At 45.6% G+C, this 24,688-nt stretch carries 22 protein-coding genes; 14 read left to right on the top strand and 8 right to left on the bottom strand.

What is annotated here, in order from left to right; genetic code table 11:
* The first annotated feature begins 71 nt into the window (after positions 1-71).
* The 5 genes from hpt to VMW01_01730 all read left to right on the top strand — a co-directional run bounded on the left by hpt (position 72) and on the right by VMW01_01730 (position 3,920).
* Complete coding sequence (gene hpt, locus VMW01_01750; protein HUW04959.1) at positions 72-614, top strand: hypoxanthine phosphoribosyltransferase; 543 nt, start codon at positions 72-74, stop codon at positions 612-614.
* A gap of 33 nt (positions 615-647) precedes the next feature.
* On the top strand, positions 648-1,232 hold the full coding sequence (locus VMW01_01745; GenBank protein ID HUW04958.1) for an adenylate kinase: 585 nt from the start codon (positions 648-650) through the stop codon (positions 1,230-1,232).
* 86 nt (positions 1,233-1,318) lie between these two features.
* A complete protein-coding gene (gene obgE, locus VMW01_01740; protein HUW04957.1) occupies positions 1,319-2,308 on the top strand; it encodes a GTPase ObgE in 990 nt (329 codons plus the stop codon).
* A 3-nt stretch (positions 2,309-2,311) separates the two neighbouring features.
* Entirely contained in the window at positions 2,312-2,881 is a 570-nt protein-coding gene (locus VMW01_01735) for a phosphatase PAP2 family protein (protein HUW04956.1), read from the top strand.
* A gap of 58 nt (positions 2,882-2,939) precedes the next feature.
* Positions 2,940-3,920, top strand: coding sequence for a lipoate--protein ligase (locus tag VMW01_01730; protein ID HUW04955.1), 981 nt, complete (start codon positions 2,940-2,942; stop codon positions 3,918-3,920).
* A 52-nt stretch (positions 3,921-3,972) separates the two neighbouring features.
* Here the strand turns inward: VMW01_01730 and VMW01_01725 are convergent, their stop codons facing one another.
* Positions 3,973-4,545, bottom strand: coding sequence for a hypothetical protein (locus VMW01_01725; GenBank protein ID HUW04954.1), 573 nt, complete (start codon positions 4,543-4,545; stop codon positions 3,973-3,975).
* Positions 4,546-4,695: 150 nt separating this feature from the next.
* Between VMW01_01725 and VMW01_01720 the strand changes: the two genes are divergently transcribed.
* The 4 genes from VMW01_01720 to VMW01_01705 all read left to right on the top strand — a co-directional run bounded on the left by VMW01_01720 (position 4,696) and on the right by VMW01_01705 (position 10,704).
* Positions 4,696-5,445 carry a lysophospholipid acyltransferase family protein gene (locus VMW01_01720; protein HUW04953.1) on the top strand — a complete coding sequence of 250 codons (750 nt, stop codon included), beginning with the start codon at positions 4,696-4,698 and terminating at the stop codon, positions 5,443-5,445.
* A 108-nt stretch (positions 5,446-5,553) separates the two neighbouring features.
* Complete coding sequence (locus tag VMW01_01715; protein ID HUW04952.1) at positions 5,554-7,470, top strand: DNA topoisomerase IV subunit B; 1,917 nt, start codon at positions 5,554-5,556, stop codon at positions 7,468-7,470.
* Between the two features lie 12 nt (positions 7,471-7,482).
* Positions 7,483-10,149: a DNA gyrase/topoisomerase IV subunit A gene (locus VMW01_01710; protein ID HUW04951.1), complete on the top strand. Its 2,667-nt coding sequence runs from the start codon at positions 7,483-7,485 to the stop codon at positions 10,147-10,149.
* Positions 10,150-10,194: 45 nt separating this feature from the next.
* Positions 10,195-10,704 (top strand): shikimate kinase, encoded by a 510-nt coding sequence (locus VMW01_01705; protein HUW04950.1) that lies wholly within the window; start codon positions 10,195-10,197, stop codon positions 10,702-10,704.
* 72 nt (positions 10,705-10,776) lie between these two features.
* On the opposite strand, the gene VMW01_01700 is transcribed toward VMW01_01705, so the two are convergent.
* From VMW01_01700 to VMW01_01675, 6 genes are all read right to left on the bottom strand, one after another.
* Complete coding sequence (locus tag VMW01_01700) at positions 10,777-11,904, bottom strand: M14-type cytosolic carboxypeptidase (protein ID HUW04949.1); 1,128 nt, start codon at positions 11,902-11,904, stop codon at positions 10,777-10,779.
* Positions 11,905-12,030: 126 nt separating this feature from the next.
* A complete protein-coding gene (locus VMW01_01695; GenBank protein ID HUW04948.1) occupies positions 12,031-12,564 on the bottom strand; it encodes a hypothetical protein in 534 nt (177 codons plus the stop codon).
* Between the two features lie 156 nt (positions 12,565-12,720).
* Positions 12,721-14,253, bottom strand: a complete 1,533-nt coding sequence (locus VMW01_01690; protein ID HUW04947.1) for an MBOAT family O-acyltransferase — start codon at positions 14,251-14,253, stop codon at positions 12,721-12,723.
* A gap of 4 nt (positions 14,254-14,257) precedes the next feature.
* On the bottom strand, positions 14,258-15,403 hold the full coding sequence (locus tag VMW01_01685) for a GDSL-type esterase/lipase family protein (protein ID HUW04946.1): 1,146 nt from the start codon (positions 15,401-15,403) through the stop codon (positions 14,258-14,260).
* Entirely contained in the window at positions 15,400-16,893 is a 1,494-nt protein-coding gene (locus VMW01_01680) for a hypothetical protein (GenBank protein ID HUW04945.1), read from the bottom strand. The genes VMW01_01685 and VMW01_01680 overlap by 4 nt, the downstream gene beginning before the upstream one ends.
* Before the next feature lie 242 nt (positions 16,894-17,135).
* Positions 17,136-19,529: a TIM-barrel domain-containing protein gene (locus VMW01_01675; GenBank protein ID HUW04944.1), complete on the bottom strand. Its 2,394-nt coding sequence runs from the start codon at positions 19,527-19,529 to the stop codon at positions 17,136-17,138.
* 418 nt (positions 19,530-19,947) lie between these two features.
* On the opposite strand from VMW01_01675, the gene VMW01_01670 reads away from it, so the two are divergent.
* Positions 19,948-20,946 (top strand): DMT family transporter, encoded by a 999-nt coding sequence (locus VMW01_01670; GenBank protein HUW04943.1) that lies wholly within the window; start codon positions 19,948-19,950, stop codon positions 20,944-20,946.
* The gene (locus VMW01_01665; protein HUW04942.1) at positions 20,912-21,418 is read left to right on the top strand and encodes a YkgJ family cysteine cluster protein; all 507 of its coding nucleotides are present in this window, start codon (positions 20,912-20,914) and stop codon (positions 21,416-21,418) included. The genes VMW01_01670 and VMW01_01665 overlap by 35 nt, the downstream gene beginning before the upstream one ends.
* Here the strand turns inward: VMW01_01665 and VMW01_01660 are convergent.
* Positions 21,415-22,293 (bottom strand): diacylglycerol kinase family protein, encoded by an 879-nt coding sequence (locus tag VMW01_01660; protein HUW04941.1) that lies wholly within the window; start codon positions 22,291-22,293, stop codon positions 21,415-21,417. The two genes, VMW01_01665 and VMW01_01660, sit on opposite strands and share 4 nt — an antisense overlap.
* Positions 22,294-22,549: 256 nt before the next feature.
* Between VMW01_01660 and porQ the strand changes: the two genes are divergently transcribed.
* The 3 genes from porQ to VMW01_01645 form a co-directional block, all read left to right on the top strand.
* Positions 22,550-23,593, top strand: coding sequence for a type IX secretion system protein PorQ (porQ, locus tag VMW01_01655; protein ID HUW04940.1), 1,044 nt, complete (start codon positions 22,550-22,552; stop codon positions 23,591-23,593).
* A gap of 128 nt (positions 23,594-23,721) precedes the next feature.
* Positions 23,722-24,411: a (d)CMP kinase gene (gene cmk, locus VMW01_01650; protein ID HUW04939.1), complete on the top strand. Its 690-nt coding sequence runs from the start codon at positions 23,722-23,724 to the stop codon at positions 24,409-24,411.
* 8 nt (positions 24,412-24,419) lie between these two features.
* Positions 24,420-24,688, top strand: a 269-nt coding sequence (locus tag VMW01_01645; protein ID HUW04938.1) for a hypothetical protein, incomplete at its 3' end; no start/stop codon positions are given.

The raw sequence follows: 24,688 nt of genomic DNA, 5'->3' as shown, positions 1-24,688 counted from the left end.
ATGATAATCTTTAAGTTCCGGACAAGAATTTATTTTTTATTTGGTAGGTAATTGACAAAAATGCACGCATCATGAAACGTGTGAAACTTCACGATAAGGAATTTGAGTTGGCAATCCCCCACGAGGAGATCCAGCAAATGGTAAGGCACGTTGCGGACAATATTATTGCTGACCTTGGGGGCAAGGATAATGTTGTTTTCCTGAGTGTGCTCAATGGGTCGTTCATGTTTACTGCCGATTTGGTAAAGTGTATCGATTTTACCTGCGAGGTTTCGTTCGTGAAACTTTCCTCTTATCAAGGTACTGTTACTACCGGTATGGTAAAGGAGCTTGTTGGCCTTACAACCTCGCTTAAGGGGAAGTGTGTGGTTGTGGTGGAAGATATTGTGGATACAGGCATTACGCTCGAAAAACTATACGATCTTATTCAGAAGCACGAGCCCGAAAGGATTTGTGTTGCAACCTTCTTCTTTAAGCCTGAAAGCTATAAGAAGGCAATCAAGATTGACTATATTGGTAAGAAAATCCCCAACGACTTTGTGGTTGGCTATGGGCTCGACTACGATGAGCTGGGGAGAAACTTAAAAGATGTGTACACCCTGGTAAGCCGGTAGTATTTTTCGGCAACCCCAATACCTAAAGATTATATGCTTAACATTGTTTTGTTTGGCCCTCCTGGGGCTGGCAAGGGAACCCAGTCGGAACGGTTGATTGCGAAATACAATCTGAAGCACGTATCCACCGGAGAGTTGCTCCGCGAAGCCATTAAGGAGGGAAACTCCCTTGGTCAGGAGGCTAAAAAGTATATCGACAGGGGCGAGCTAGTACCCGACGATATGGTTATTGGGCTTATCGAAAATCTGCTTGACGTGCACCATGAGTTTAGCGGCATTGTTTTCGATGGCTTTCCACGAACCACCGTTCAGGCACGAGAGCTGGACAAGATGCTTGAAGCAAAGGGGACGGCCATTGTAATGATGATGTCGTTGGAAGTGGACTACAAGGAGCTCATGAATAGGCTAGTGGCAAGGAGCAAGTTGGACGACCGTAGCGACGATAGAAACATGTCGATTATTGAGAATAGAATTCAGGTTTACAATCGGCAAACTGCCATTGTAATTGATTACTATAGGGCTCAAAATAAATATTTGGCCATTGATGGAATGGGAACAATTGATGATATTTTCGATCGAATTGTTTCTGGAGTAGAGTCGTTTGCAAAAAAGAAGTAGGTCGGGTTTTTTTCGATATTCCTACCCTAGCTCTCTTGGATGTTACCTTGAGGACGGGTTGCAACACACAAAATATACCGCATACAATGTCATCGTCTAACTTTGTTGATTACGTAAAGATATTCTGTCGTTCGGGTAATGGGGGGCAGGGTTCTACCCACCTACACCGTGAGAAGTTCGTGGCGCAAGGTGGGCCCGATGGAGGTGATGGTGGCCGTGGTGGCCATATTATAATGAAGGGTAATGCGCAGCTGTGGACCCTGATTCACCTTAAGTACCGTAGGCACGTGTTTGCAGAAGATGGAGTATCGGGCAGCAGTGGTAGAAGTACAGGTGCCGATGGTGCGGATAGGATGATTGAAGTGCCGCTGGGTACTGTGGCCCGCGATGCAGAAACAGGTGAGGTGCTTTGCGAAATAACTTCCGATGGCGAACAAGTCGTTTTACGACCAGGTGGTAGAGGCGGTCTCGGAAACTGGAATTTTAGATCAGCCACAAACCAAACTCCTCGCTTTGCACAGCCCGGTGAAGAGGGCAGTGAAGGCTGGGTGATTCTCGAGTTGAAAATATTGGCCGATGTGGGACTTGTAGGTTTTCCCAACGCAGGTAAATCGACGCTGCTTTCGGTTATTACTTCCGCCAAGCCTAAGATTGCCGACTACGCATTTACCACATTAGAGCCGAACCTGGGCATTGTGGAGTATCGCGACTTTAAATCGTTCGTAATTGCTGATATTCCAGGAATTATTGAGGGAGCACACGAGGGGAAGGGGTTAGGCCTTCGCTTCCTGCGTCACATTGAGCGAAATTCCATGCTGCTTTTCCTTATTCCAAGCGATAGCAAGGACATAAAGCAGGAATACGAGGTGCTGCTCAACGAGTTAAAGATGTTTAACCCTGAGCTGCTCGATAAGCGACGTGTGCTTGCCATATCGAAGAGCGACTTGCTAGATGAGGAGCTCAAGAGTGAAATTGCAAAAGACCTGCCGGGTATCCCCCACATGTTTATTAGTTCAATTACAAATACCGGCATCAAGGAGTTAAAAGACCTTCTTTGGAAAGAACTTAATTCGTAAGCCATGCTTGACTATCTTATAAATCTGGATAAACAGCTGCTGCTGTTTCTTAATGGTCTCCACTCTCCCTTCTTTGACTGGGTGATGTTTTGGATTTCATACAAGTTTACCTCCGTTCCTCTCTATGCAGTGGTGGTATACTTTTTCTTTAAAAAGTTTGGGCGTACGGGTTGGATCATTCTGGTGATGACAATATTAACCGTAACCCTGTCCGACCAAATTTCCGTTCACCTTTTTAAGAATGTCTTTGAGCGTTTGCGCCCAACCCATACCCTTGGTTTGGAGCAGCTGATTCATTTAGTGAGAGATCAGCGCGGTGGAATGTATGGCTTTGTATCATCGCATGCCGCCAATACCTTTTCCTTTGCCATGTTCAGCCTGTTGGTTTTTCGAACTCGTTGGTACACCATTGCAATCCTATGCTGGGCTTTGGTAGTGTCCTACACCCGCATATACATGGGGCTTCACTTTCCTGGCGATATACTTGGTGGTGCCATTGTAGGCTCGTTGATTGGACTTTCGGTTTACACTGTCATGAGAAAACTTCCCTGCTACGAGACTTGTCCAACATAGTTGAGCTTTTCTATCCTACCGTTGTTAGTGGCTCTATAACTGCTAATTCAAAATAGGTATGCTTTGTATTAAACATCCCAATACCAATCCTTACTTTAACCTTGCGGCAGAGGAGTATCTTCTGAAAAATTTCTCCGACGATATATTTATGCTTTGGAGAGATGAGCCTTCTGTAATTGTTGGAAAACACCAAAATACGCTGGCCGAAATCAACCTCGACTTCATTAAAGATAATAGCATCAAGGTTGTTCGTAGGCTATCGGGAGGCGGTGCCGTATTCCACGATTTGGGAAATCTCAACTTTACCTTCATTGTTAATGGCGAAGATGGCAATTTGGTTGATTTTCAAAAATTTACCAAGCCTATTCTCGATGTGTTACTTACTCTTGGGATAGATGCCAAGTTCGAAGGGAGAAACGATCTCACCATTGAGGGAAAAAAGTTTTCAGGCAATGCTGAGCATGTGTATAAAAGGCGTGTGCTCCACCATGGTACGCTGCTTTTCTCCTCGAAGATGACAGACTTGAGCGATGCTCTAAAGGTGAACCCGCTCAAATATCAGGACAAGGCGGTGAAAAGTGTTCGGTCAAGGGTCACCAATATTTCGGATCACCTATCCACGTCGATGGATGTGCTCCAGTTTCGCGACCTTATTATGAACCACATTCAGGAGATGTATGGCGACGCCGTAGATTATGACTACTCCCAAGCGGATCTCACTGCCATAAATTCGCTTACCGATACTAAATACTCGACGTGGGATTGGAATTTTGGCTACTCGCCTCATTATCAACTTGAGCGGGGTATTAAAACCAGTGGCGGACATGTGGAGTTTCACTTAAACGTAGAGCGGGGAAGCATTAAGGAGATAAAGATTTACGGAGACTTCTTCAATAAACGTGATATTACGGAGGTAGAGGCACTGCTAACCGGCTGTCCTCACGATGTTGACAAGGTTACGGATCGACTTAAGGCTATTCCCTTTAGTGAGTATTTCTCAAGTATTGCCGTGGAAGAGTTTGTCCCCGGTCTTTTTTAGTCATTGTTGGTGACAACAAAAAAGCCACGGCAATTTGCTGTGGCTTTTGCTTTTATTTTGGAGCGGATTCTTTTGATTGTTCCGTCGCCGGCTCTGTGCCGTAGGCGACTCCTTCCATAATGCAGATAGGCACCTCACCATATCCACCCTTGAACTCCTTTTTGGTAAGCAGAATCATGACACCTCCAAGGTTGGCCGCCTTCTTTTTGAGCCGAATTTCGGCATTCTTTTGTGCGTCCTTAGCGCTACGCACGCTCTTAGGCGAGCGCGATTCCACCTTGCCACGAGGGAATAGGCCATCGACCTCTTCCGGCTTGTCGGTAATAATTACACTTCTGTAATCGCTAGCACTGATCATGGTGAACAGTGGTTTGTTGAGCACCTCTTGACGACCAGTGTGATAGTGAATCATCTGCACCGATTTTCTCTTTACCGTTTGTTGCTTGGCAACTCCAGTCACAAAATACTTTACATCAGTAGAAGTAAGTCCAGAAACATTTACAAGAAGTTTTTTCCCGGTAAGCATTATGATAGTGTCCGGAACCTCATTGTCTTGTGCATTTACCAGAGAGGGGCTCAAAACAAGACTGCAGAATGCAAAAAATAAAACGGTTAATGCTCGCATGGTAAATAATTTTCAGGTGGTAGATTGGCAAAAATAGCTAAATTAGAACTGTTTGCAAAAAAAGTGACTTAGTTTGTTCTGTAGGATTTGTCTTGGTGGTAACGGATTCATTTCAAAAAATTGTAAACTTGCAAACTTATTCTTGTCTCCATGCTTGGTAAAATTAATATGGCTCTGGTGTGGGTGTTGGTGGCTATAACATCCTCGGTGCTTTTCTTCGGTATAATGGTGCCCGTATGGCTGCTTACGGTCGCCTTCGACAAACGGCTTTATGTGCTGCATCGATTTTCGAGCTGTTGGGCGTTGCTCTATATTTATGGTAACCCCTTCTGGAAGGTTCGTATGCATGGACGCGAGAATATCGTTAAGGGACAACGTTACGTTGTTGTGGTAAATCACCAGTCTTCGCTCGATATTCCGCTGATGTATCGGCTTCCTCTACCCTTTAAGTGGGTGTCGAAGGCAGAAGTATTCAAGGTCCCTGTAGTTGGCTGGAATTTGTGGATCAATAGGCATATAGGAATTTCGCGTGGCAATGCCATCAGCGCACGACATATGGTAGAAAAGTGTGTGGCTTCTCTTGGTGATGGAAATTCAATTTTGATCTTTCCCGAGGGTACAAGGAGTAGAAATGGCAAAATGAACCGATTTAAGGAGGGTGCCTTTCTGGTTGCTCGCGAGGCAAGGGTGCCCATATTACCGGTGGTAGTGCACGGAACAAGCGAAGCACTACCTCGCGATGCGTTTGTTGCGAAACGAAGACAAACGTTCACCATTACGGTGCTTCCGCCTATTCCCACCGAGGTTGTCGAGCAGAAGAGCGCCGTAGAACTTTCAACCATCGTAAGGGAGCAGATGGTGGAGATTCACAAACAGTGGGTTCCGGAATACTACAGCTAGCAAGCATTTGATCATTAACTGTTAATTAGTGGTTTATAAGTTGTTGATAAACCATGAGTCCTCTTTACGCTTGTTTATACTTATATTTGTGACAGCAATTCAATAGATATGACTGCGAATTATTCGGAAGATTCAATTCAAACGCTCATTTGGTACGAGCACATACGCCGTAGACCGGGTATGTACATCGGCAAACTGGGCGATGGGACGGCACCAGATGACGGCATTTATGTCCTCTTCAAGGAGGTGTTCGACAATTCCATCGACGAGTACATGATGGGCTATGGGAAAGTTATTGAGGTTAAGCTGGAAGATAAAACGATTTCGATACGCGACTTTGGACGGGGAATTCCGCTGGGTAAGGTAGTGGACGTGGCCTCTAAAATGAATACTGGAGGGAAGTACGATTCCAAAGCTTTCAAGAAGTCGATAGGATTGAATGGTGTGGGTATTAAGGCGGTTAATGCACTCTCTTCATCTTTTCTTGTTCAGGCGTTCCGTGAAGGACAAACAAAGCTTGTTACCTTTTCGGGTGGCATAACGGTTGAGGAGCAACCCCAGACTGAGACGGGTCAGAAGAACGGCACCTTGGTGCAGTTTACCCCCGACGAGACAATCTTTGGTTCCTACACCTTTCAGCCGGAGTATCTCGAAACGATGCTGCGCAACTACGTTTACCTGAATACCGGATTGACCATCCTCTTCAATGGACAAAAATTTTACTCAGCCAACGGCTTAGTTGACCTGCTTAATGAGAATATGTCGGAGGAAGGACTCTACCCAATTATTCAGCTGAGAGGTCCCGATATTGAAGTGGCTATTACCCATGGAACTCATTATGGAGAGGAATACTATTCGTTTGTAAACGGACAACATACCACACAAGGTGGCACACACTTAACCTCATTTCGGGAGGCTATAGTGAAGACTATTCGCGAATTTTATCGCAAAGATTTTGATGCCTCCGATATTCGAAATTCCATTGTTGCCGCAGTAAGCATTAAGGTAGAGGAGCCCATTTTTGAGTCACAGACAAAAACCAAGTTGGGGTCGAAGGATCTTAGCCCTGGGGGTAGCTCCATTCGAAACTTTATTGGTGATTTTTTGAGGGAGTCGCTTGACAACTTCCTGCACCGCAACTCGGAGTGTGCCGAAAGTCTACTCCGTAAAATAATGGACTCAGAAAAGGAGCGAAAGGCCATTTCTGGTATCCAAAAGTTGGCGCGTGAGCGAGCTAAAAAGTCCAGTCTCCACAACCGTAAGCTACGCGATTGCCGCGTTCACTATAACGAAAAGCATGCACTTACTGAGGAGTCAACCCTGTTTATAACGGAGGGAGATTCCGCTTCTGGATCCATCACTAAGAGCCGCGATGTGAATACCCAGGCAGTATTTAGCTTAAAGGGAAAACCGCTGAATACCTATGGCATGACAAAGAAGGTGGTGTATGAGAACGAGGAGTTCAACCTGCTTCAAGCAGCGCTGAACATAGAGGAGGATATGGATAACCTTCGCTACAACAAGGTGGTGATTGCTACCGATGCCGACGTTGATGGAATGCACATTCGCCTGCTGCTCATAACCTTTTTTCTGCAGTTCTTCCCCGACCTTATTCGGCAGGAGCACCTCTTTATTCTGCAAACGCCACTTTTCCGTGTTCGAAACAAGAAGAAAACTGCTTACTGCTATAACGACGACGAGCGCGAAAAGGCCATTAAGGAGTTGGGTCCAAATCCGGAAATTACTCGATTCAAAGGGCTTGGTGAAATTTCACCCGATGAGTTCCGAAACTTTATTGGAGCTGATATTAGGCTCGACCCCGTTCGTATTACCAAGGACGACATCATTTCGGAACTTCTAACTTTCTATATGGGAAAGAATACTCCGGAGCGACAGGAATTTATCATTGAAAACCTCAGAATTGAGGAGGATTTGCTGGAGGAACTGAACAAAATCAACGGCAAACCTAGTTTGAATGGTGAAAAGGAAAAGAAAGAAAAACAGGCCGTGGAGGCTCAATTGTAATTATCGATTGAAATGGCTGAAGATCTAGATAAAAGTGAAGAGTTGGACGATGTAGAGGGACAGCCGGCCGAGGGGTCGGCCGACATGGAGAAGTTGGCTCGCTTAACGGGCGAGGGGGTGAAGAAAAAGTATCTCTCAGGAATGTACAAGGATTGGTTTCTCGATTACGCCTCCTACGTAATTCTTGAACGTGCCGTGCCTCATGTGTACGATGGACTTAAGCCTGTTCAGCGACGCATCCTGCACGCCATGAAACGGCTCGACGATGGCCGTTTCAACAAGGTAGCGAACATTATTGGTTACACCATGCAGTATCATCCCCATGGCGATGCCTCCATTGGCGACGCCTTGGTACAGCTGGGCCAGAAAGATTTGCTCATTGAAAGTCAGGGAAACTGGGGAAATATCCTTACGGGCGATAGCGCAGCAGCCCCTCGTTATATCGAGGCTCGCCTGAGCAAGTTTGCCAACGACGTGGTCTTTAACCCAAAAACCACAGAGTGGATGCAGAGCTACGATGGTAGAAACCAAGAGCCGGTGACGCTACCTGTTAAGTTCCCATTGCTATTGGCTCAGGGTGTGGAAGGTATTGCCGTAGGCCTTGCCTCCAAAATTTTACCCCACAACTTTATCGAGCTCATCGATGCCTCCATTTCTTACCTGAAGGGCGAGGACTTTGAACTTTACCCCGATTTTCCTACAGGTGGTCTTGCCGACTGCGGTCGCTATAACGATGGTGTACGTGGTGGAGTGGTAAAAGTTAGAGCTCGCATTAGTAAGCTGGATAAAAAAACCTTGGTTATTACCGAAATACCTTTTGGTAAGAATACCACCACGCTCATCGATAGTATTTTAAAGGCGAACGACAAGGGGAAGATTAAGATAAAGAAGATCGACGATAACACGGCGCAGAACGTTGAGATACTGATTCACCTACCGGCGGAAACCTCACCCGATAAAACTATTGACGCCCTTTACGCCTTCACCGACTGTGAAATTTCGATTTCCACAAACTCCTGCGTAATAGAGGATGATAAGCCCCACTTCTACGGGGTAAAAATGATGTTGAAGGCAACTGCTGAAAAAACCAAATTTTTGCTCAAGCGGGAGTTGGAAATTAGGTTTTTCGAGCTGGAGGAGGAGTGGCACTTTTCATCGCTTGAAAAGATTTTCTTCGAAGAGAGAATATACCGAGAGCTGGAGAAGAATACCGAAACATGGGAGGATATTCTGGTAGCTATCGAACGTGGATTTGATCCTTTTCGCCCAAAATTCAATAGGGAAATTACCCGCTCTGACGTGGAGAAGTTGACCGAAAAACCTGTTAAGAAAATATCCAAGTTCGATATTAAAAAGGCAGATGAACTTATCAAGGGTATTGAGGCCGAAATGAAGGTGGTAAAGAATCACCTGGCGCACTTGGTAGATTACACCATTGCCTACTACGAACAGATTAGGAAAAAGCACTCCAAGGGTAGGGAACGAAAAACTGAACTCCGGAGCTTTGAGTCCATTCAGGCAACCCAGGTGGTGGTGGCCAACCAAAAGTTATATGTGAACAGGGAGGAAGGATTCTTTGGTATTGGCCTAAGGAAGGATGAGTACGTTTGCGATTGCTCCGATATCGACGACATCATCGTTTTTCTCCGGAGTGGAAAGTATATTATTGCCAAGGTGGCGGAGAAGTCGTTCTTCGGTAAGGATATTATCCATATTGGTGTTTTTAGGAGAAACGATACCCGAACCATATACAACGTGGTTTACCGTGATGGGCGAAATGGTGCTATTATGATTAAGCGATGTGCCATTACGGGGATAACTCGCGATAAGGAGTACGATATCTCTAAAGGTACAGACGGGTCACAGGTTCTATACATGAGCGTGAACCCCAATGGCGAAGCAGAGGTGTTGAAGGTATTCCTAAAGCCAAGGCCTAAGCTCAAAAAACCTATCCTTGATCTTGACTTTAGCGAGCTAGCTATTAAGGGACGTAGTTCCATTGGGAATATTTTTAGTCGCTACGCCATTCATAAAATTCAGGTAAAGGAGAAGGGTGTTTCTACGCTTGGCGGACAGAAAATTTGGTTCGATGCCGATGTGCTGCGGCTAAATGCAGACGGCAGAGGTACATCGCTTGGTGAATTTGGAACCAACGATCGAATTGTGGTATTCTACAAGCGGGGCATATATGCTGTTACCTCGTTTGACGTATCCAACCACTACGATGATGACCTCATCCATATTGAAAAGTTTGATTCCGAGAAGGTATACTCCGTCCTATTTTTCGATGCGGAGCAGTCGTTTGTTTACCTCAAACGATTTGTGGTTGAGAATATTGATAAACCGCAGAGTTTTGTTGGCGAGGCCGAAGGTTCTTACCTTGTTGCCCTCTCGGTGGATAAGTGGCCGCAGGTGGAGATTACCTTTGGTGGTGCTCATGCCCACAGGCTGAACGAACTGGTTGACGTTTCTGAATTTATCGGTGTTAAAAGTTTTAGAGCGCGCGGAAAGAGGCTAACCACCTACGTTGTGGGAGAAGCAAAGTTTGTGGAGCCATTGGTAAAGGATGAGCCCGTTGCTGCTGTGGATGCTACAGAACCAGAGGTTCCCGACTCACTTCCTGAAGGTGGTAACGATGAGGAACAGGGCGAAATAACACAAATGTCGTTGGAAATTTAGTCCGATAAATAAAATGTATTATATTAACCGCCATAACTTTCGACTATGAATATATACCTCGTTGGTTTTATGGCTTCGGGAAAGACAACCCTTGGTAGGCAACTCGCCGAACTGCTGGGCATGCGCTACATCGACATGGATGAGCACATAGAGTTGCAAACTGGGAAGACCATTCGTCAGATATTTGTTACTCAGGGCGAAGAGCATTTCCGAAAAGTGGAGAATGAAATTCTCCTCGATTTGACCAGTCAGAATGGTTTGGTGGTAGCAACGGGCGGTGGCTCTCCCTGCTTCTACAACAATATGGAAGCAATGAACACCAAGGGGCTTACAATTTACATCAAGGTAAGTGTGGAAGCACTTGTGAATCGTTTGGCTGATTCAAAGGTTGATAGGCCGCTTCTCTGGGGTAAATCGGTGGATGAGCTTACTGCCTATATCAAAGAGATGCTAAGGCTGCGCGAACCCTACTACTCTACTGCAAAGTTGGTAATCACTTCGGACGAACCTACAGCAGCGGAGATTGCTGCTGCTGTACGCCCAAAATTGAATTAGTTCTATTGCATTGTAATTAGATAAAAGCAGACCCACTGAAAATTACTCTGTGGGTCTTTTGTTTTAGAACATCTATCGTAGTACATTCTGAATTTGAAGGATGATGTTGAGCACAGATTCTCCAAGCTTGATAGATCGTTCTGGACTCCATCCAAATGCCCGATCGGGTAAGTTGGCGTTGTCTTTAAATGGCATTTCAATAGTAAGCCCGAGGCAGTCGAACCGGTGGGCAACTGCCTTGGATCCTATTTTGAGGTTGCCCTTTCCTGGTTCGTTTTTGGGGTAGCCATGCTTGGTTTGGAAATCAGGGTTGAAGGCTTCCCACAACTCCATAAAACGTTCCTGCAGCATCTGAAGCCGTCCGTGGTATCCTGGAAGTCCCTCTATGCCAGAGGCAAAGCAGTATGGGATGGCCTCGTCGCCATGAATATCCAAAAAGAGGTCTACCCCGGTTTCGTTCATTTTCTGCATAATGTAGTAAACCTCCGGGCTTGTTAGCGGGGAAGGGTTCCCCCACTCCCGATTGAGGTTCACCCCGCCAGCATTGGTGCGAAGGTTGCCGTGAATGGAGCCATCGATGTTGGCATTGGGAACAAGAAAAAAGGTGCACTGCTCCAGTAATCGGCGCGACACAGGATCATCGCTGTCGAGTAGGCGGTGGATGAGCCCCTCCATAAACCATTCGGCCATGGTTTCTCCCGGATGTTGGCGGGCAATAATCCAAACCTTGCGCTTCTCTTTGGTAAATTCTCCCAGCGTTAGGAAGTCAATGTCGCGACCTTCCAGCGTTTTGCCAAGGGAGTCGAGCACACAAATATCCTCCGATTGTGCAGTGGAAACCAACTCCAGATGACGCTCATAGCTATACGGAGGAAAGTACGCGATAAAGATGCTGTTTTCTTTGGGCGTAATCTCTATGGTAAGCTCCTTTCCGTTGAAGGTGGTTGGTACTCGAAACCAAGTGTTCCTGTCGTAGGAAGCACAGGCGTAGTAGTTTACCCATCCTTCAGGGTAGGAGGTTTCCCCCGCGTTTACAAGGTGAATTGTGCAGGGGTAACCCTGTGCACCCAAAAGCCTGAAGTGGAACCACTGCAGGAATTCGGACTGGGTGTCCTTTCGGATTTTTAGCTGAATGTTTTCATGTGAACTTAGGCTTACAACCTCTATGTTTCCCGAGTCGAAGCTGGTAGAAATCTTCATGGCGTTGCTGTTTTACAATCGCCAAATTAGCAAAAGTTTTGACACACACCTTATGGTTTGGCATAGGTTTCGATTCGCAAAGTCAACATCAGTCCCGATTTGCACCTGTCGGATGGCAGTCGGCAGCTATTGCTGATGCTTGAGTTTTATTTCTGGACGGGATATGGTTGCAGATAAGTCTTTTCCATATAGTATCATCCCGCGTAGGCTTGCAGCACTTGGAATCCAATTTGGAATAATGATAATGCTAAATGGAGGGAATAGTTTAAAACCGTGGTAGAAAATCACTGCAATCTTTGATTCTGGGCCAAAGGGCATCCATACCTTGTTTACCATGAGTAGGTTGAGGTGGCGTGGCTTAACCAAAATGTTTTTAATGCGCAACTCTCCATTTACAATTACCGCATCGGAGATGGCGTAAAACAAGAATGTTGCAATTAGCAGTAATGGAGTGACAACAAGTAGTGATACAGTCTCTATGCTTGTAAATGCTGCTCGGGCATAGAGCTCTGGGGCAAAGTAAAAAATAGTTAAAAGTGCAAGAATGGTAAAAATCATCTGGACTTTTACTATGGATTTAACGGAAATCCTCAATGGGATTCCCAGTTCAATGGCCATTCGTTGACTCTTTTGAAGTGTGTCTTCATCGACATTGTTCATTGTTCTAGGGTTTTGGTTTTCGGTTATATTGGCTTGTTCGAAGATTGTATTTCTTTAATACTTATGTAGTTGAATTTGGTGCATGAGTTGTGTAACCTAAATGCACAAACTAAGGTAATGCTTTTTTTTATTTAAGCACATAGAGAGATGGGATTGCTAAAACTGGAAATAAATAAATGGTAGCACCTCAGCCGACCGAACCTGTGCAAGTGTAAATGCAACAGCTATTATTGCAAGGATTTTAATAGACCAGTGAGCTTGAATAAACTTTCCCCGGAGGTTTTCTTTTGCCTGCGATGGAAACCAATGTGCCGCATATCCAATTGCCATTACTATAAATACTGATTTATAGCCCAACAAAATGCTTGGGATTGCTGTAAAAGAGAAAGCTGAAGCAATGCGTGAGACTATTAAGCTGGCATCGGCGAAACTGCCCGCCCTGAAAGGTATCCAGGCTAAGCAAACAAAATTAAATGTTAGGATTATTGCAACACCTTTCTTCCACCATGAAAGTTTCTTTTGGCTTTCGCTACGACCAATGCCAAACAGTCTTTCTGTGGCGAGCGCAACGCCATGCATTCCGCCCCAAACCATAAACTTAAGGCTGGCCCCATGCCATAGCCCTCCCAGAAGCATTGTCACAAGCAGATTGGCGTAGGTACGAATTTTCCCTTTTCGGTTTCCACCCAACGGTATGTATAGGTAGTCGCGAAGCCAGCGCGAAAGCGATATGTGCCATCGATGCCAAAAGTTAGTGATGCTAGTGGCCTTGTAGGGCGAGTTGAAGTTTACAGGCAGGCGGAAACCCAGTAGAAGGGCTACGCCAAGAGCAATATCGGTGTAGCCGCTAAAGTCACAGTATATCTGAAGTGCATATCCATAAACACCCATCAGAATCTCAAAACCGGAGTAGGAGGTGGGCGACAGGAATATTCTATCGACAAAGTTTATTGATATGTAGTTAGAAACGGCAATTTTCTTTATCAATCCAATGATTATGAGAAAAATGGCGTGGCTAAGTTCGTCCTTGGAGAGGTGGTATTTGGTATAGATCTGGGGTATGAATTCCGATGCCCTTACAATGGGGCCAGCCACAAGCTGCGGGAAGAAACTCACGTAGAACCCAAAATCGAGTATGCTCTTTACAGGTGGAATAAGCCTACGGTACACATCGACGGTATAGGAGATGGTTTGAAACGTATAGAATGAAATTCCAACTGGAAGAATGATTACCAGCGGATCGAAGTGACTTCCTGATATTTGGTTGCTCCACTCAGCCAGTAGGTTAGTAACATGCAAGTGTGTCCCGAACCAGGAGTTGATGGTGTTGATGTAGAAGTAGGCATACTTAAAGTAGGAGAGCACCCCAAGGTTTACTATTACGCTGAAGGAAACCAGCATCTTTCGAACCAGTTTCTTTTCCGTTTTTCCAATGGCTAAACCGAGGGTATAGTCAATAACGGTAGAGAAAATCAGTAGCCAGAAAAATAGCCCTCCAGACTTATAGTAGAAGAAAAGGCTAAACGCCAGCAGGTATACGTTGCGGAGGTGATTGCGTCGGTATACCAGCTGATAACCAGCTAGCAGCACAAGCAGGAAACCCCAGAAAATAATCCCAGAAAAGAGCATCGGCTCCGTTTTGGAGTAGAGGAAGAAATGCCTAACCAGCTGTGTAACCGTCTCCATCATTCTTCTAGGTGTTTAGACCGGTTAACCATTCAAAAAACATTTGCCCCTGCACTTTGTAACCTTCCTTGGAGAGGTGCAGCCCATCGGGTGCAGCCAGTCCTTTGCCTCTCCATGCATCAATGGAGCCTTTACCTCCCATAGCCTCAAAAAAGTTCCAAACGGGGAGGTGGTGCTTATGGGCAACTTGGACGATTACCTCTGCTGCAGTTTGTGGTCTGGTGGTTCGTCGGTGCCCCTTTGCCAGAAAATCGCCGGGGGTGGTAAGCACAATAAGCGCGCTTGGAGCCGATTGATGTATGTTGGCAATCAGCGCATCTAAGTTATTCTTTAGCTCAATTGGAGAGAATGAAGGGATGTATGCATCGTTGGTTCCCAGTGAAATTATCACCACGGTGGGGTTTATACTCTCAACTTCCGATTGGAGCATTTTACATCGTGTAAAGCTGGTGGTTGTGGCACCGTTGAGACCGGCAACATTGTAGGAGAATTTGCTGCATGTGTCCTCCAGAATAATGCCGTGGAGCAGCAGCTCACCATCCTCTTCCCTTGACAAAACCTTTAGGGTAAGGGAATCACTCTTTCTGCTTAAGTTGAAGGTAATTTCATGTAGGTTCTCTTCCACTGTTTGGGTAACGGTGAAGTTGCCCACAACACTTGGTTTAAAGCCTCCTTTTGTACTGTAAAACACCCTGACGCGATTAAAGCGGCTGTTTTCTGATTTTATCTTAATGGTTATGGTCGCCTTGGCGTCGCTGGTGGAGAGCGCTAAACCATTTACACCTAGCGATTCGGTTACTGGGCTGTTGGTACTCTTTAGCGTTTGCCAGCTGCCGGTTGCCGTCGATTTAAAGTCGGTGGGGTTGTTGCTTCCTGCCACGGCAAAGGGAAAGATAAATCCGCGCTGGGGTAGGGTGTCGTGGAGATATTGGCGTAGCAGTCGACGAACTTCACCGGTAAAGAAATCGGCTTGAATGTGGGAGTCACCAATGTGCAATATCCTAACCTCCGATATACTGCCTGTGGCCATCTCGTCGGGATTTTCAATGATGGCTTTGTTGCCGATTTTGCCCAATCCTTCGGTTCTCCCAAATGGGATAGAGGCAAGGAGCAGGGTTGTCACAAGCATCACGTAGATCTTTTGCCTACTCATTGTTTTGTTGTTTTTTGAGTGGCACAATATTTTTGGTAGTCCTTCATCAAAGCTTTGTAGAAGATCTCGGCAATCAGGTTGGCTCCAGTGGGTGTAAAATGGATATAATCCTTGTTTGCTAATGGTGGTTGTGCGTTTACCCATGCAGGCATTGCGTTTTCTCCGCCCATTGCACGGTAGCAGTCCCAAAAGGCACATCCTGCCCGAAAGGCTGCACGCTTTTGTGCATCCCTAATCTTCTCAATATTTGGATAGGAGACCATCCTCCCGTTGTTGTTTCGTGACATGTCCGAAACGCCGATGAGGATGATGGAGGCATTGGGAGCAACTCGTCGCAGAAACACCAGCTGTTGATAGAGTGCCTCCTCATAGTAGGTGTAACTTTTCACCACATTGGGCACCACGTTTACACCAAATTCCAGCAAGAGCAACTTAACGTTGAGCATTTTGTATGAAGCGGCCAAAAGTTTGCCGTTTTCACGAGTAAACTCAAGCCCGGAACTACCCCTTATGGGGATGTTGTCCACCGCAATGCCTCGGCTTTGGTCGAACCCTAAGCCAAAGATAAGTGGGCTAACATCGGCTTGCATCTTTACTCTGATTGTTTTTGTGGATGGAGGCAGCTCCACCGTAACCAGCTGAGGGTTTTCCGATGGTGGAATGATGTCGGCAAATAGGATTGAATCGTCCGCCTTGGTTTCGAGCAGCAGAGGTGAGGTTGGCATAAACATAAGGGAAAAGCGGCGGATGACCCTGCCGAGATTGCTCCGGCTAATGGTGATGGATCCTTCGTTTTTCTTTGCGGTTTCTGCGATGCCTATTCGTGCTGAGCTAAAGAATGGTCCAAAATTCTTTTTCGACCTATCGTTTTTATTTTTAATCTTTCTGGTGTCCCATAGGTTTGTGCTGGATATGTTGAGTTGGTAGCTCTGTTCTGCGCTTTCCATGGTTAGAAACCCATAACCTCCTCCGCCAAATTGCTGCTGTAGCTTACTCCTCAATCGGGAGGTAATTCGGTCGACCTCTATCTGAGAATCGCCGTAGTGCAGTACCCGTATTGGGGCTGAATTGCTCTTTATGGTTGTTAGCGCATCGAAGAAGTTGTGTAGGGTAACCGTTCCGCTGTCGGGGTATTCAAGGTCGATGGAGGGGAGGTTGGCTTCAATATTCTTGATGGTTACTAATCGGATGGTGGTGTCTATTTTGTTCGAAGCAGAGTCCAGCGGCTGTGCTATAGTGTCTGCTGTTGCAGTATCCACTAGTGTAGGGGTATCACTTACACCCATCTTAGCCAATACGTCGCGGCTGAATAGCTCATTGATATGCTTTACGCCACTGGTGTCGGGGAGGAATAAGTCGGTAAGCGATGGAAAGGTTAGCGTGGTGCTATCTCCAATGGTTATTCCCTCGCGTGGATAGATGAATGAAATTGCGGCAAGCAATGCCAGAGCAATAAAAAGAAGTGAGAATACCTTGAACGGTTTTTGCATTGCAGCAACTGAAATTTTGCTTTGGTAACCGTAAATGTAAAAATCTTTTATAGATATTCAAGCTAAACGGGTTGATTTTAGGACAATACGATATGGTAACTGGTGGAGCAATTTTTTGATTAGTTCTTTTCATTAATAGGGCTATTCATCAGAATAATAAGATGTAAGGTAATAATCTCCTCCCTATAAATAGAAAGCAGCACTGCCATTTGCAGTGCTGCTTTCTATGGGATAAACACCCCTTAGTATTTCAAAGTTACTTTTGTGTTGCTTGTTGTTGGAACGCTGATGTTTATGGCCACTTCTCCATTGACCCAACTCCATTCACCTTGCTTTTTCCCATTCACCAATACCTTCTTCGGTTTTTTTGGTGAGTTATGGATGGTCAACAAAATGTCTTTGTCTTTGGCTATCGTATAGATTTTACCAATTTCGGGTGCAAACATAAATGCTAACAGCCTGCTGGTGTTTGATACTTCTATATTTAGCTTTTCATAGTTTCCGTTAATGTAGTCGTTCGGTGTTTCACCATCGTCGTTGTATAGGTCGTAGCTGGATGTTGCTACAGCAGGATCGAGGTAGTAGTGTACCTCCAGCTGGTTGAAATTAGCTTGCGTTGTGCTGGCAACCTTTTGCAGCATGGGGATTATGGCACCGCCTTTAACTAAAACCGGAATGTGGTTGAGCGTAAGTGGTAGGGTGATATCCTTGCCTCCATTGTAAACCTTCCCAGTGAAGAAATCGGTCCAGCTTGTTCCCTTTGGTAAATACACTGCCTGTTCCTTTATTCCTTGGGCCTTTACAGGTGAAACCAGAAAAGCATCGCCCCACATGTATGCCTTGTCGTAGGTCAGTAGCTGTGGATTATTAGGCTCGTTGAAAAACAGCGGACGCATAAGTGGTTTGCCTGTTTGGCTGTTGTCAAAGGCAAGTGAGTAAACGTAGGGTAGAAGTTTATACCGGAGTTCAACGGCTGCCTTGGCATAAGCCATGGTGGTGTCGTTCTGGAATACAGGCTCAGGTGGAATCTGCTCCTGTGCATGTGGCCTGAATATGGGTTGGAAAACTCCATACTGCAACCAACGGATGTAGAGTTCGTTGTCAATCTTTTCGCCCCCGGCAAATCCACCAAGGTCGGAGTGCGCATACCCAAGCCCTTGCATTCCCATCTGCAGTGCTATTTCGGGTTGAGGTACCAATCCACCCCAGCTGCGGCTAACATCTCCACTCCACGGAATCATTCCGTATCGCTGAGAGCCAGCATAGCCTGCTCTCATCAGAATGAATGGCCTAGTATTTGGGAAGTCTTTCTTATACCCATCGAATACAACCTTTGCCCAGATGTGGCCGTAGGCGTTATGAACCTCGTTGGCACTGCCAATCACGTGCTGCAGCCCTGCCGGATGAACCTCCGGTTCACCTAGGTCGCCCCACCAGCCATCAACTCCTTGCTTGGTAAGTCCTTTGTATATGTTCCAGAACCACTGTTGTGCTTTTGGTTTAAAAATGTCGATCAGTCCAGTATGACCAAAGTAGAAATCGAAGGTGTAGGGTTTTCCGCTGGTGTCGGTTCCCAGCACTTGGTTGTCAACAGCCTCCTGCCATCGTGTAGAGGTGGTGAGGATGAATGGCTCTGTTACCAATATGGTTTTCACCCCTTTTGCTTTTAGCGTTTGCATCATTTTGATTGGCTCTGGAAAGCTGTCACGGTACCAGTCGAGACGACCCATGTCACCAAAAATGCCCTTGCCAAACCAGTAAATATCGATGATAACGGCATCCAACGGAATGGAGTCCTTGAAAAACTTATCCACCGTGGAGAGAACCTGTTGCTGAGAATGGTATCCAAACCGGCTGCTGAAGTTGCCAAAGGCCCAGCGGGGAGGTAGTGGCTGCCTACCTGTGAGCTGGGTGTATTGGTTTTCCAAATCGTACCAGCTATCGCCAGCTATTACACAATAGTTAATGGTACCGCTCATGGTGGTATAGTTTATGGTGTTATTCTCGTGGCTGTCGAGATCAAGCCAGCCCAGCGAGGCGTTGTCGAAGAGCACCGCATAGCGCTTGCTGGAGAGGAACATCGGGAGTGTATAGTTCATTAATTCAGAATGCTCCTGATAGCCATAGTGAGCCCTATTATAGAGCGTTAGGTCGTAGCCACGATGGTTCATTCCCAGCGCACGCTCTCCTCCGCCATAGAGCACCTCCTTAGGCTGTATCGACAAACTCATAATTTGAGTTGAATCGGTGCGCTCATAGCCTTTGTTCTCAGCAATAAGCAGCGTGTCGTGGTAGTAGTAGCCAATGTTGAATGGACTCTTTGTAATGACAATCTTGAGGCCTTTGCCCACCTGAATGGAGGCCGATGTGGCGGATTGGCTAATGGCAAGTTCAGGTTTCTGAGGAGTCATACACACTGCAAAAGAAAAATTCTTTTCCTGAATTCCTTTTGGATAGAAGGTGGTTTGCACCATCTTTTCGTTGAAAGCAACAATTGTGTAATGGCCGTCGGAAACGTTAACTACCATGGTGCCAAGAGAATCCTTTACTCCAATAAATTGGCGGCTTGCTGGCTGTGCGCTACACACTGCGCTCATTAGTCCAAAAGCCAAAACAGCTTGCGCTTTTCGTATCATTAGGTTATGTGTTGTTTCTGAAATTAACCTAGTCAATTGTTGCCTAGGGAATGCAAAAGTATGGATATCGGAGATGATTTGCTATGGTGAAAAGTCATTTTTTGATAATAACCAGTTGAAAAACAGCTGATGATGGGCTGAGTGATATGCTTACAAACGATTGCGCCTGCAAGTTGTTTTATACATATTTTTTGAAAAGAGGCAGAATTTATATGTCCTAGGAACTTACCTGTTAGACTTGTTGCCTTACCTCTTTTGGATGAAATTCCATTACTGTATTTTACATAGCCATAAAGAATAATAATAATTTATCAGAAGCGTGAAATGGTGGATGGCTATCGGAAAATCGAGCTGGTTTATTGGTTTCACTCAATGTGCAAATGGGCAATCTTGTTTTACTCCAGAGCCTTAATATTTAATGAAAAAATGTGTAGATTCGCCCGCATTTTACTTTAATTCCAAGATGTTAAAATCGAAGCAGTTCACCGTTTACATAGCCGTAATTTTAGCTCAGGTTTTTTGGGCCTTAACATTCATCTGGTATAAGCAATTCTACCAAGAATATGGTGCTTATCCCATTACGCTGGTGTTCTTTAGGCTGCTAATTTCCCTTCTGTTTCTCTTTCCTGTGAGCTACTTCCTTGGAAAGTTGGAGAAAATTAAACCAGGTGACCTTAAGCTCTTTATTATTCTTGCTTTTTTTGAGCCTCTAATGTATTTCATTGGCGAAAGCATTGGCGTTACAATGATATCATCGTCGGTGGCATCGGTAATAATCTCCACCATACCTCTATTTACTTCTATTAGCGCCTATGTTTTTCACAGAGAACGCTTGACACGAGCCAGCTTTGCCGGAATAGTTATCTCTATCTTTGGAGTGCTGCTGGTTCTTGTAAATAAAGATTTCCAGCTGGTGGCACGTCCGGCAGGGGTGTTGCTTATGTTTCTTGCAGTGTCCTCAACCATGGGGTATTCGGCAGTGATTAAAACACTTACTAGCCGTTACAACGTGTTTACCATAACAGCTTACCAAAATACCATTGGAGCCATCTTTTTTCTTCCACTGTTTATATTCTTTGAGGGAGGGCATTTCCTTATAACCCCTATCAGCGGGAGGGCAATTATGTTGGTGTTGTTGATGTCTATTTTTGCTTCCACACTAGCCTTCCTACTTTTTAGCTATAGCATTCGGGGCTTGGGCATAAACAAAGCCACCGTGTTCAACAATGCTATACCTGTAATTACAACTATTTTGGCAATTATTGTGCTGCACGAGCATCTCACCCTAATGCAGTTTGTGGGAATGTCGGTGGTGATTGGTGGGCTGATGCTGTCGCAGCTTAGCCGTGAGCATGTGAAATCGGTAAAGGGCGTAATCAGAAATGGATATAACCGCGCAAGAGCTCGAAAGTCTTAAGGAACGAGCTGCAGGAGAGGCTCCAAAAACGAAGCAGTTCTTTCAAAAGTTCCGTCGTCGTCCACCAGCTAAGCTCGATGTGGTTGTGCAGGAGTTACATCATCAAGTTTTTGAAGAGGTTGATTGCTTGAACTGTGCCAACTGCTGCAAGAGCATTAGTCCCATTGTTACCGATCGTGATATCGACCGCATGGCTCGCTCGTTGCGCATAAGCCCTTCGGAGTTAATCAGCCGTCACCTTCACCTCGACAGCGATGGTGATTATGTTTTCAGGAAGCAGCCATGCCCGTTCTTAATGTCCGATAACTACTGTTCCATTTACGAGGATAGGCCAAAGGCTTGTCGAGAGTATCCGCATACCGACAGGCGCAAGTTTGAGCAGTTACTAAACCTTACCTTGAAGAATACCTATGTTTGTCCGGCAGTCTATCGGATTGTGGAGCGCATGAAGCAGCACCCTGACCTGGTTTAGGGAATAATAACCTTAAGCGCTGCATGAACCGCAGCAATCTTTAGCATGGCGCCCATCGTTCCCGGTTCGCCATCGAAATGAACATATCCGGCTTCCTTACGATTAAGGGTTATGTTTTTGGCGCGGAATGTCTCCACGTATGGTGACCTGTTCATCTTTTTAGTGAACATTTGGTAGGCAAACCGAGGGGACTTATAAAGCGGAAAGCGTTTTACAATAACTACGTCGATCAATCCATCGGCAATGTCGGCATGAGGCGCAATGTAAGCGTTGTTGCCATACTGAGAGGCATTGGCAAAGGTTATCATGAATGAGTCGCGCTCATATATTTTACCGTCTATGTCTAGGGTGTAGTGCTGCGGTTTAAAGGTAAAGTATTCCCTAATGGTGGTTTTTGCATAGGTGGTAAGACCTCGCGTTCCGGCCTCGGCAAACTTGTTGCCAATAAGAGCGTCGAAGCCCACACCGGAAGTGCAGAAAAACATCGTATCGTTAATGGTGCCGTGGTCAATATCTGTAACGTTTCCCCTATTAATTACCTCAATTGCCTTTGAGATATTCATTGGGATGTGGAGGTGCCGTGCAAGGCCATTTCCCGATCCGGTAGGAATAATGCCCATTGCCATGTTAGTCCCAGAAACTCCTTTGGCCACCTCATTTACTGTTCCATCTCCTCCTACGGCAATCACCTTGTTGAAGCCTTTTTGATGGTATCGTATGGCTATTTCTGTTGCCTCACCTGCAAACTTGGTTATTACAATCTTGGCATCATAGTTGGGAGATAGCTTCTCTTTTATGAGTTTTAGTGCTTTTTCTCTTTTACCAGTTCCTGAAACGGGATTTACTACAAATAAAATCTTCTCCTTAACTACCATCACTCTGCTCTAAATTCGAAGTGTAAAGTAACAAATTATTTGGCTAGCATCTTACCTTTATGTGAAGTCTTAACCGATTTGTACCTAATCTGAAGCTGATATAGTTCCACCAGATATGTTTAAATTTAAGGATTGATGATGGCGCTATTACCAGTTGTCTACTTGAAATAAAGTGGTGTTTGCTCCGTTAAACAACATAACCGCATGGCTAGGAGGCAATACATAAATTTTTAACTTTACGAGCTCTTTATATAGCATGAAGCAAAAACTAACCTTTGCGTTTATAATACTTGTGCTTTACGCCACTGGACTTAAGGCCCAGTCGGCAGGGGAGAGCACGTACTCCTTTCTTCGCCTTCCGGTTTCTGCTCGTGCTTCGGCTTTGGGTGGCGAAGCCATCGGACTTTGGGACAACGATGCTGGTCTTGTTCTTCAAAGTCCTTCGCTCCTCACTGCTTCAATGAATAAGCAAGCCACCCTTGCCTTTATTAGTTACTATGCCGATATTAAGTATGGGAGTATCGGCCTAGTTCGTGATTTTGGAAAATTTGGCACTATGGCTTTTGGCCTGTCTGGCATTAACTATGGTAGCTTTCAAGCAGCAGACGAGCTGGGAAATATTACCGGAACATTCAGGGCTTCGGAATACAATATGAATGTTTCTTTGGCTCGCGCACTCTCACCTAGGGTGCAGATGGGTGCCTCGTTTAAGCCTGTTTACTCTGCTATGGAGAGCTATGTTTCCTACGGGTTTGCTTTCGATATGGGCTTTACCTACCACTCCGCCGATAGCCTGTTTGCTGCAACGGCTATGTTTCGCAACTTTGGAACCCAGCTAAAAACGTATGCAGGCTCCCACGAGCCTTTACCTTTTGAAATTCTTGCCGGTTTTTCGCTGAAGCTGCGGCATGCCCCCTTTCGAATAGTGACAACTTTTGAGCAGCTGCAGGATATTAATGTGTTCTATAAGCGTCCAACCACCAACAACGATCCATTTGCCACCGACCAAGCGTCGTCCAGCTCGCAATCGTCACTTTCGCATTTTGGAAACGAAATACTTTCGCACACCATTGCCGGTATCGAGTTTAATCCGCTTCGTGGCTTTTACCTGCGTGGTGGATACTCCTTTCGTCGTCGAAATGAGCTGAAGGTTGTGGATAAACCGGCCATGGTTGGATTCAGCTGGGGCTTTGGCCTCAAAATTCGCCGTTTAATGTTCAACTATGCGCGATCTACCTATCACATTAGCGGCGCTTCTAATGTGTTTTCTGTTTCGATTGATTTAACCAGTAAAGGTTAATGCCCTAATATTTATTTGGTTGATGGTGATGAACAATCGATTGCAATCATTTTCCTTCCTCTTTTTCCCTACGTTCATCCCGCTTCCCCTACTATTTTAGTTACCTTTGCTCGGTTAAAAAGATTTTAATGCTTTCAACGAAAATTACCATTGCCATCGATGGTTACTCCTCCTGTGGCAAAAGCACATTTGCAAAGGCTATTGCCAAGGAGTTTGGATATATCTACATCGACAGCGGTGCCATGTATCGCGCAGTTACCCTTGCAGCCATTCGTGGCGGCGCCGTGACAGAGGACGGCAAATTGAGCAAAACAAAGGTGCTGGAGATGTTACCCTCTCTTCAAATTGGGTTTGTTTTTAACGCCAGCGCAGGTCGTTTCGAAACAATGCTCAACGGTGAGGTAATTGAGGATGCCATAAGGACCATTGAGGTGTCAAACCTTGTTTCACCAGTTAGTGCCATTGCTGAGGTACGGACAAAAATGGTTGCGCTGCAACAGGAGATGGGCAAAAGTAAAGGTATTGTGATGGATGGGCGTGATATTGGAACGGTTGTTTTTCCAGATGCAGAGCTGAAAATATTTATGACTGCAGATCCTAAAGTTCGCGCAATGCGCCGTTACAAAGAGCTGCAGGAAAAATGCCAGTCGGTTTCGCTCGAGGAGATTGAGGCTAACGTGAGAAATCGGGATCACATGGACCAAAATCGCGAGGTTAGCCCACTGCGCAAGGCTACCGATGCCCTTGTGCTCGATAATAGCTACATGACCCCCGCAGAACAGATGGAGTGGGTAAAAACGATAATTGAAAAGTTATAGCCATTTGTATGGTGGTTGATATAGATAGCGGTTCTGGATTTTGCTTTGGGGTGGTTAAGGCCATTGAGAAGGCCGAATCCTTACTCTCTTCCGATGATAGGCTGTTCTGCCTTGGCGAAATTGTTCACAATGGGGAGGAGGTTCATCGCCTGCTGGGAAAGGGGCTCATAACCGTTAGCCATAGTGATATAGGCAAACTTGCAGGGAAAAAATTGCTTCTGAGGGCACATGGAGAACCACCTTCAACGTATAAGCAGGCGAAGGAGGCAGGAGTTGA

Origin of the sequence: Williamwhitmania sp. (assembly GCA_035529935.1) — a bacterium.
Classification (GTDB): domain Bacteria; phylum Bacteroidota; class Bacteroidia; order Bacteroidales; family Williamwhitmaniaceae; genus Williamwhitmania.
This window is presented reverse-complemented; position numbering and strand designations above follow the sequence as displayed.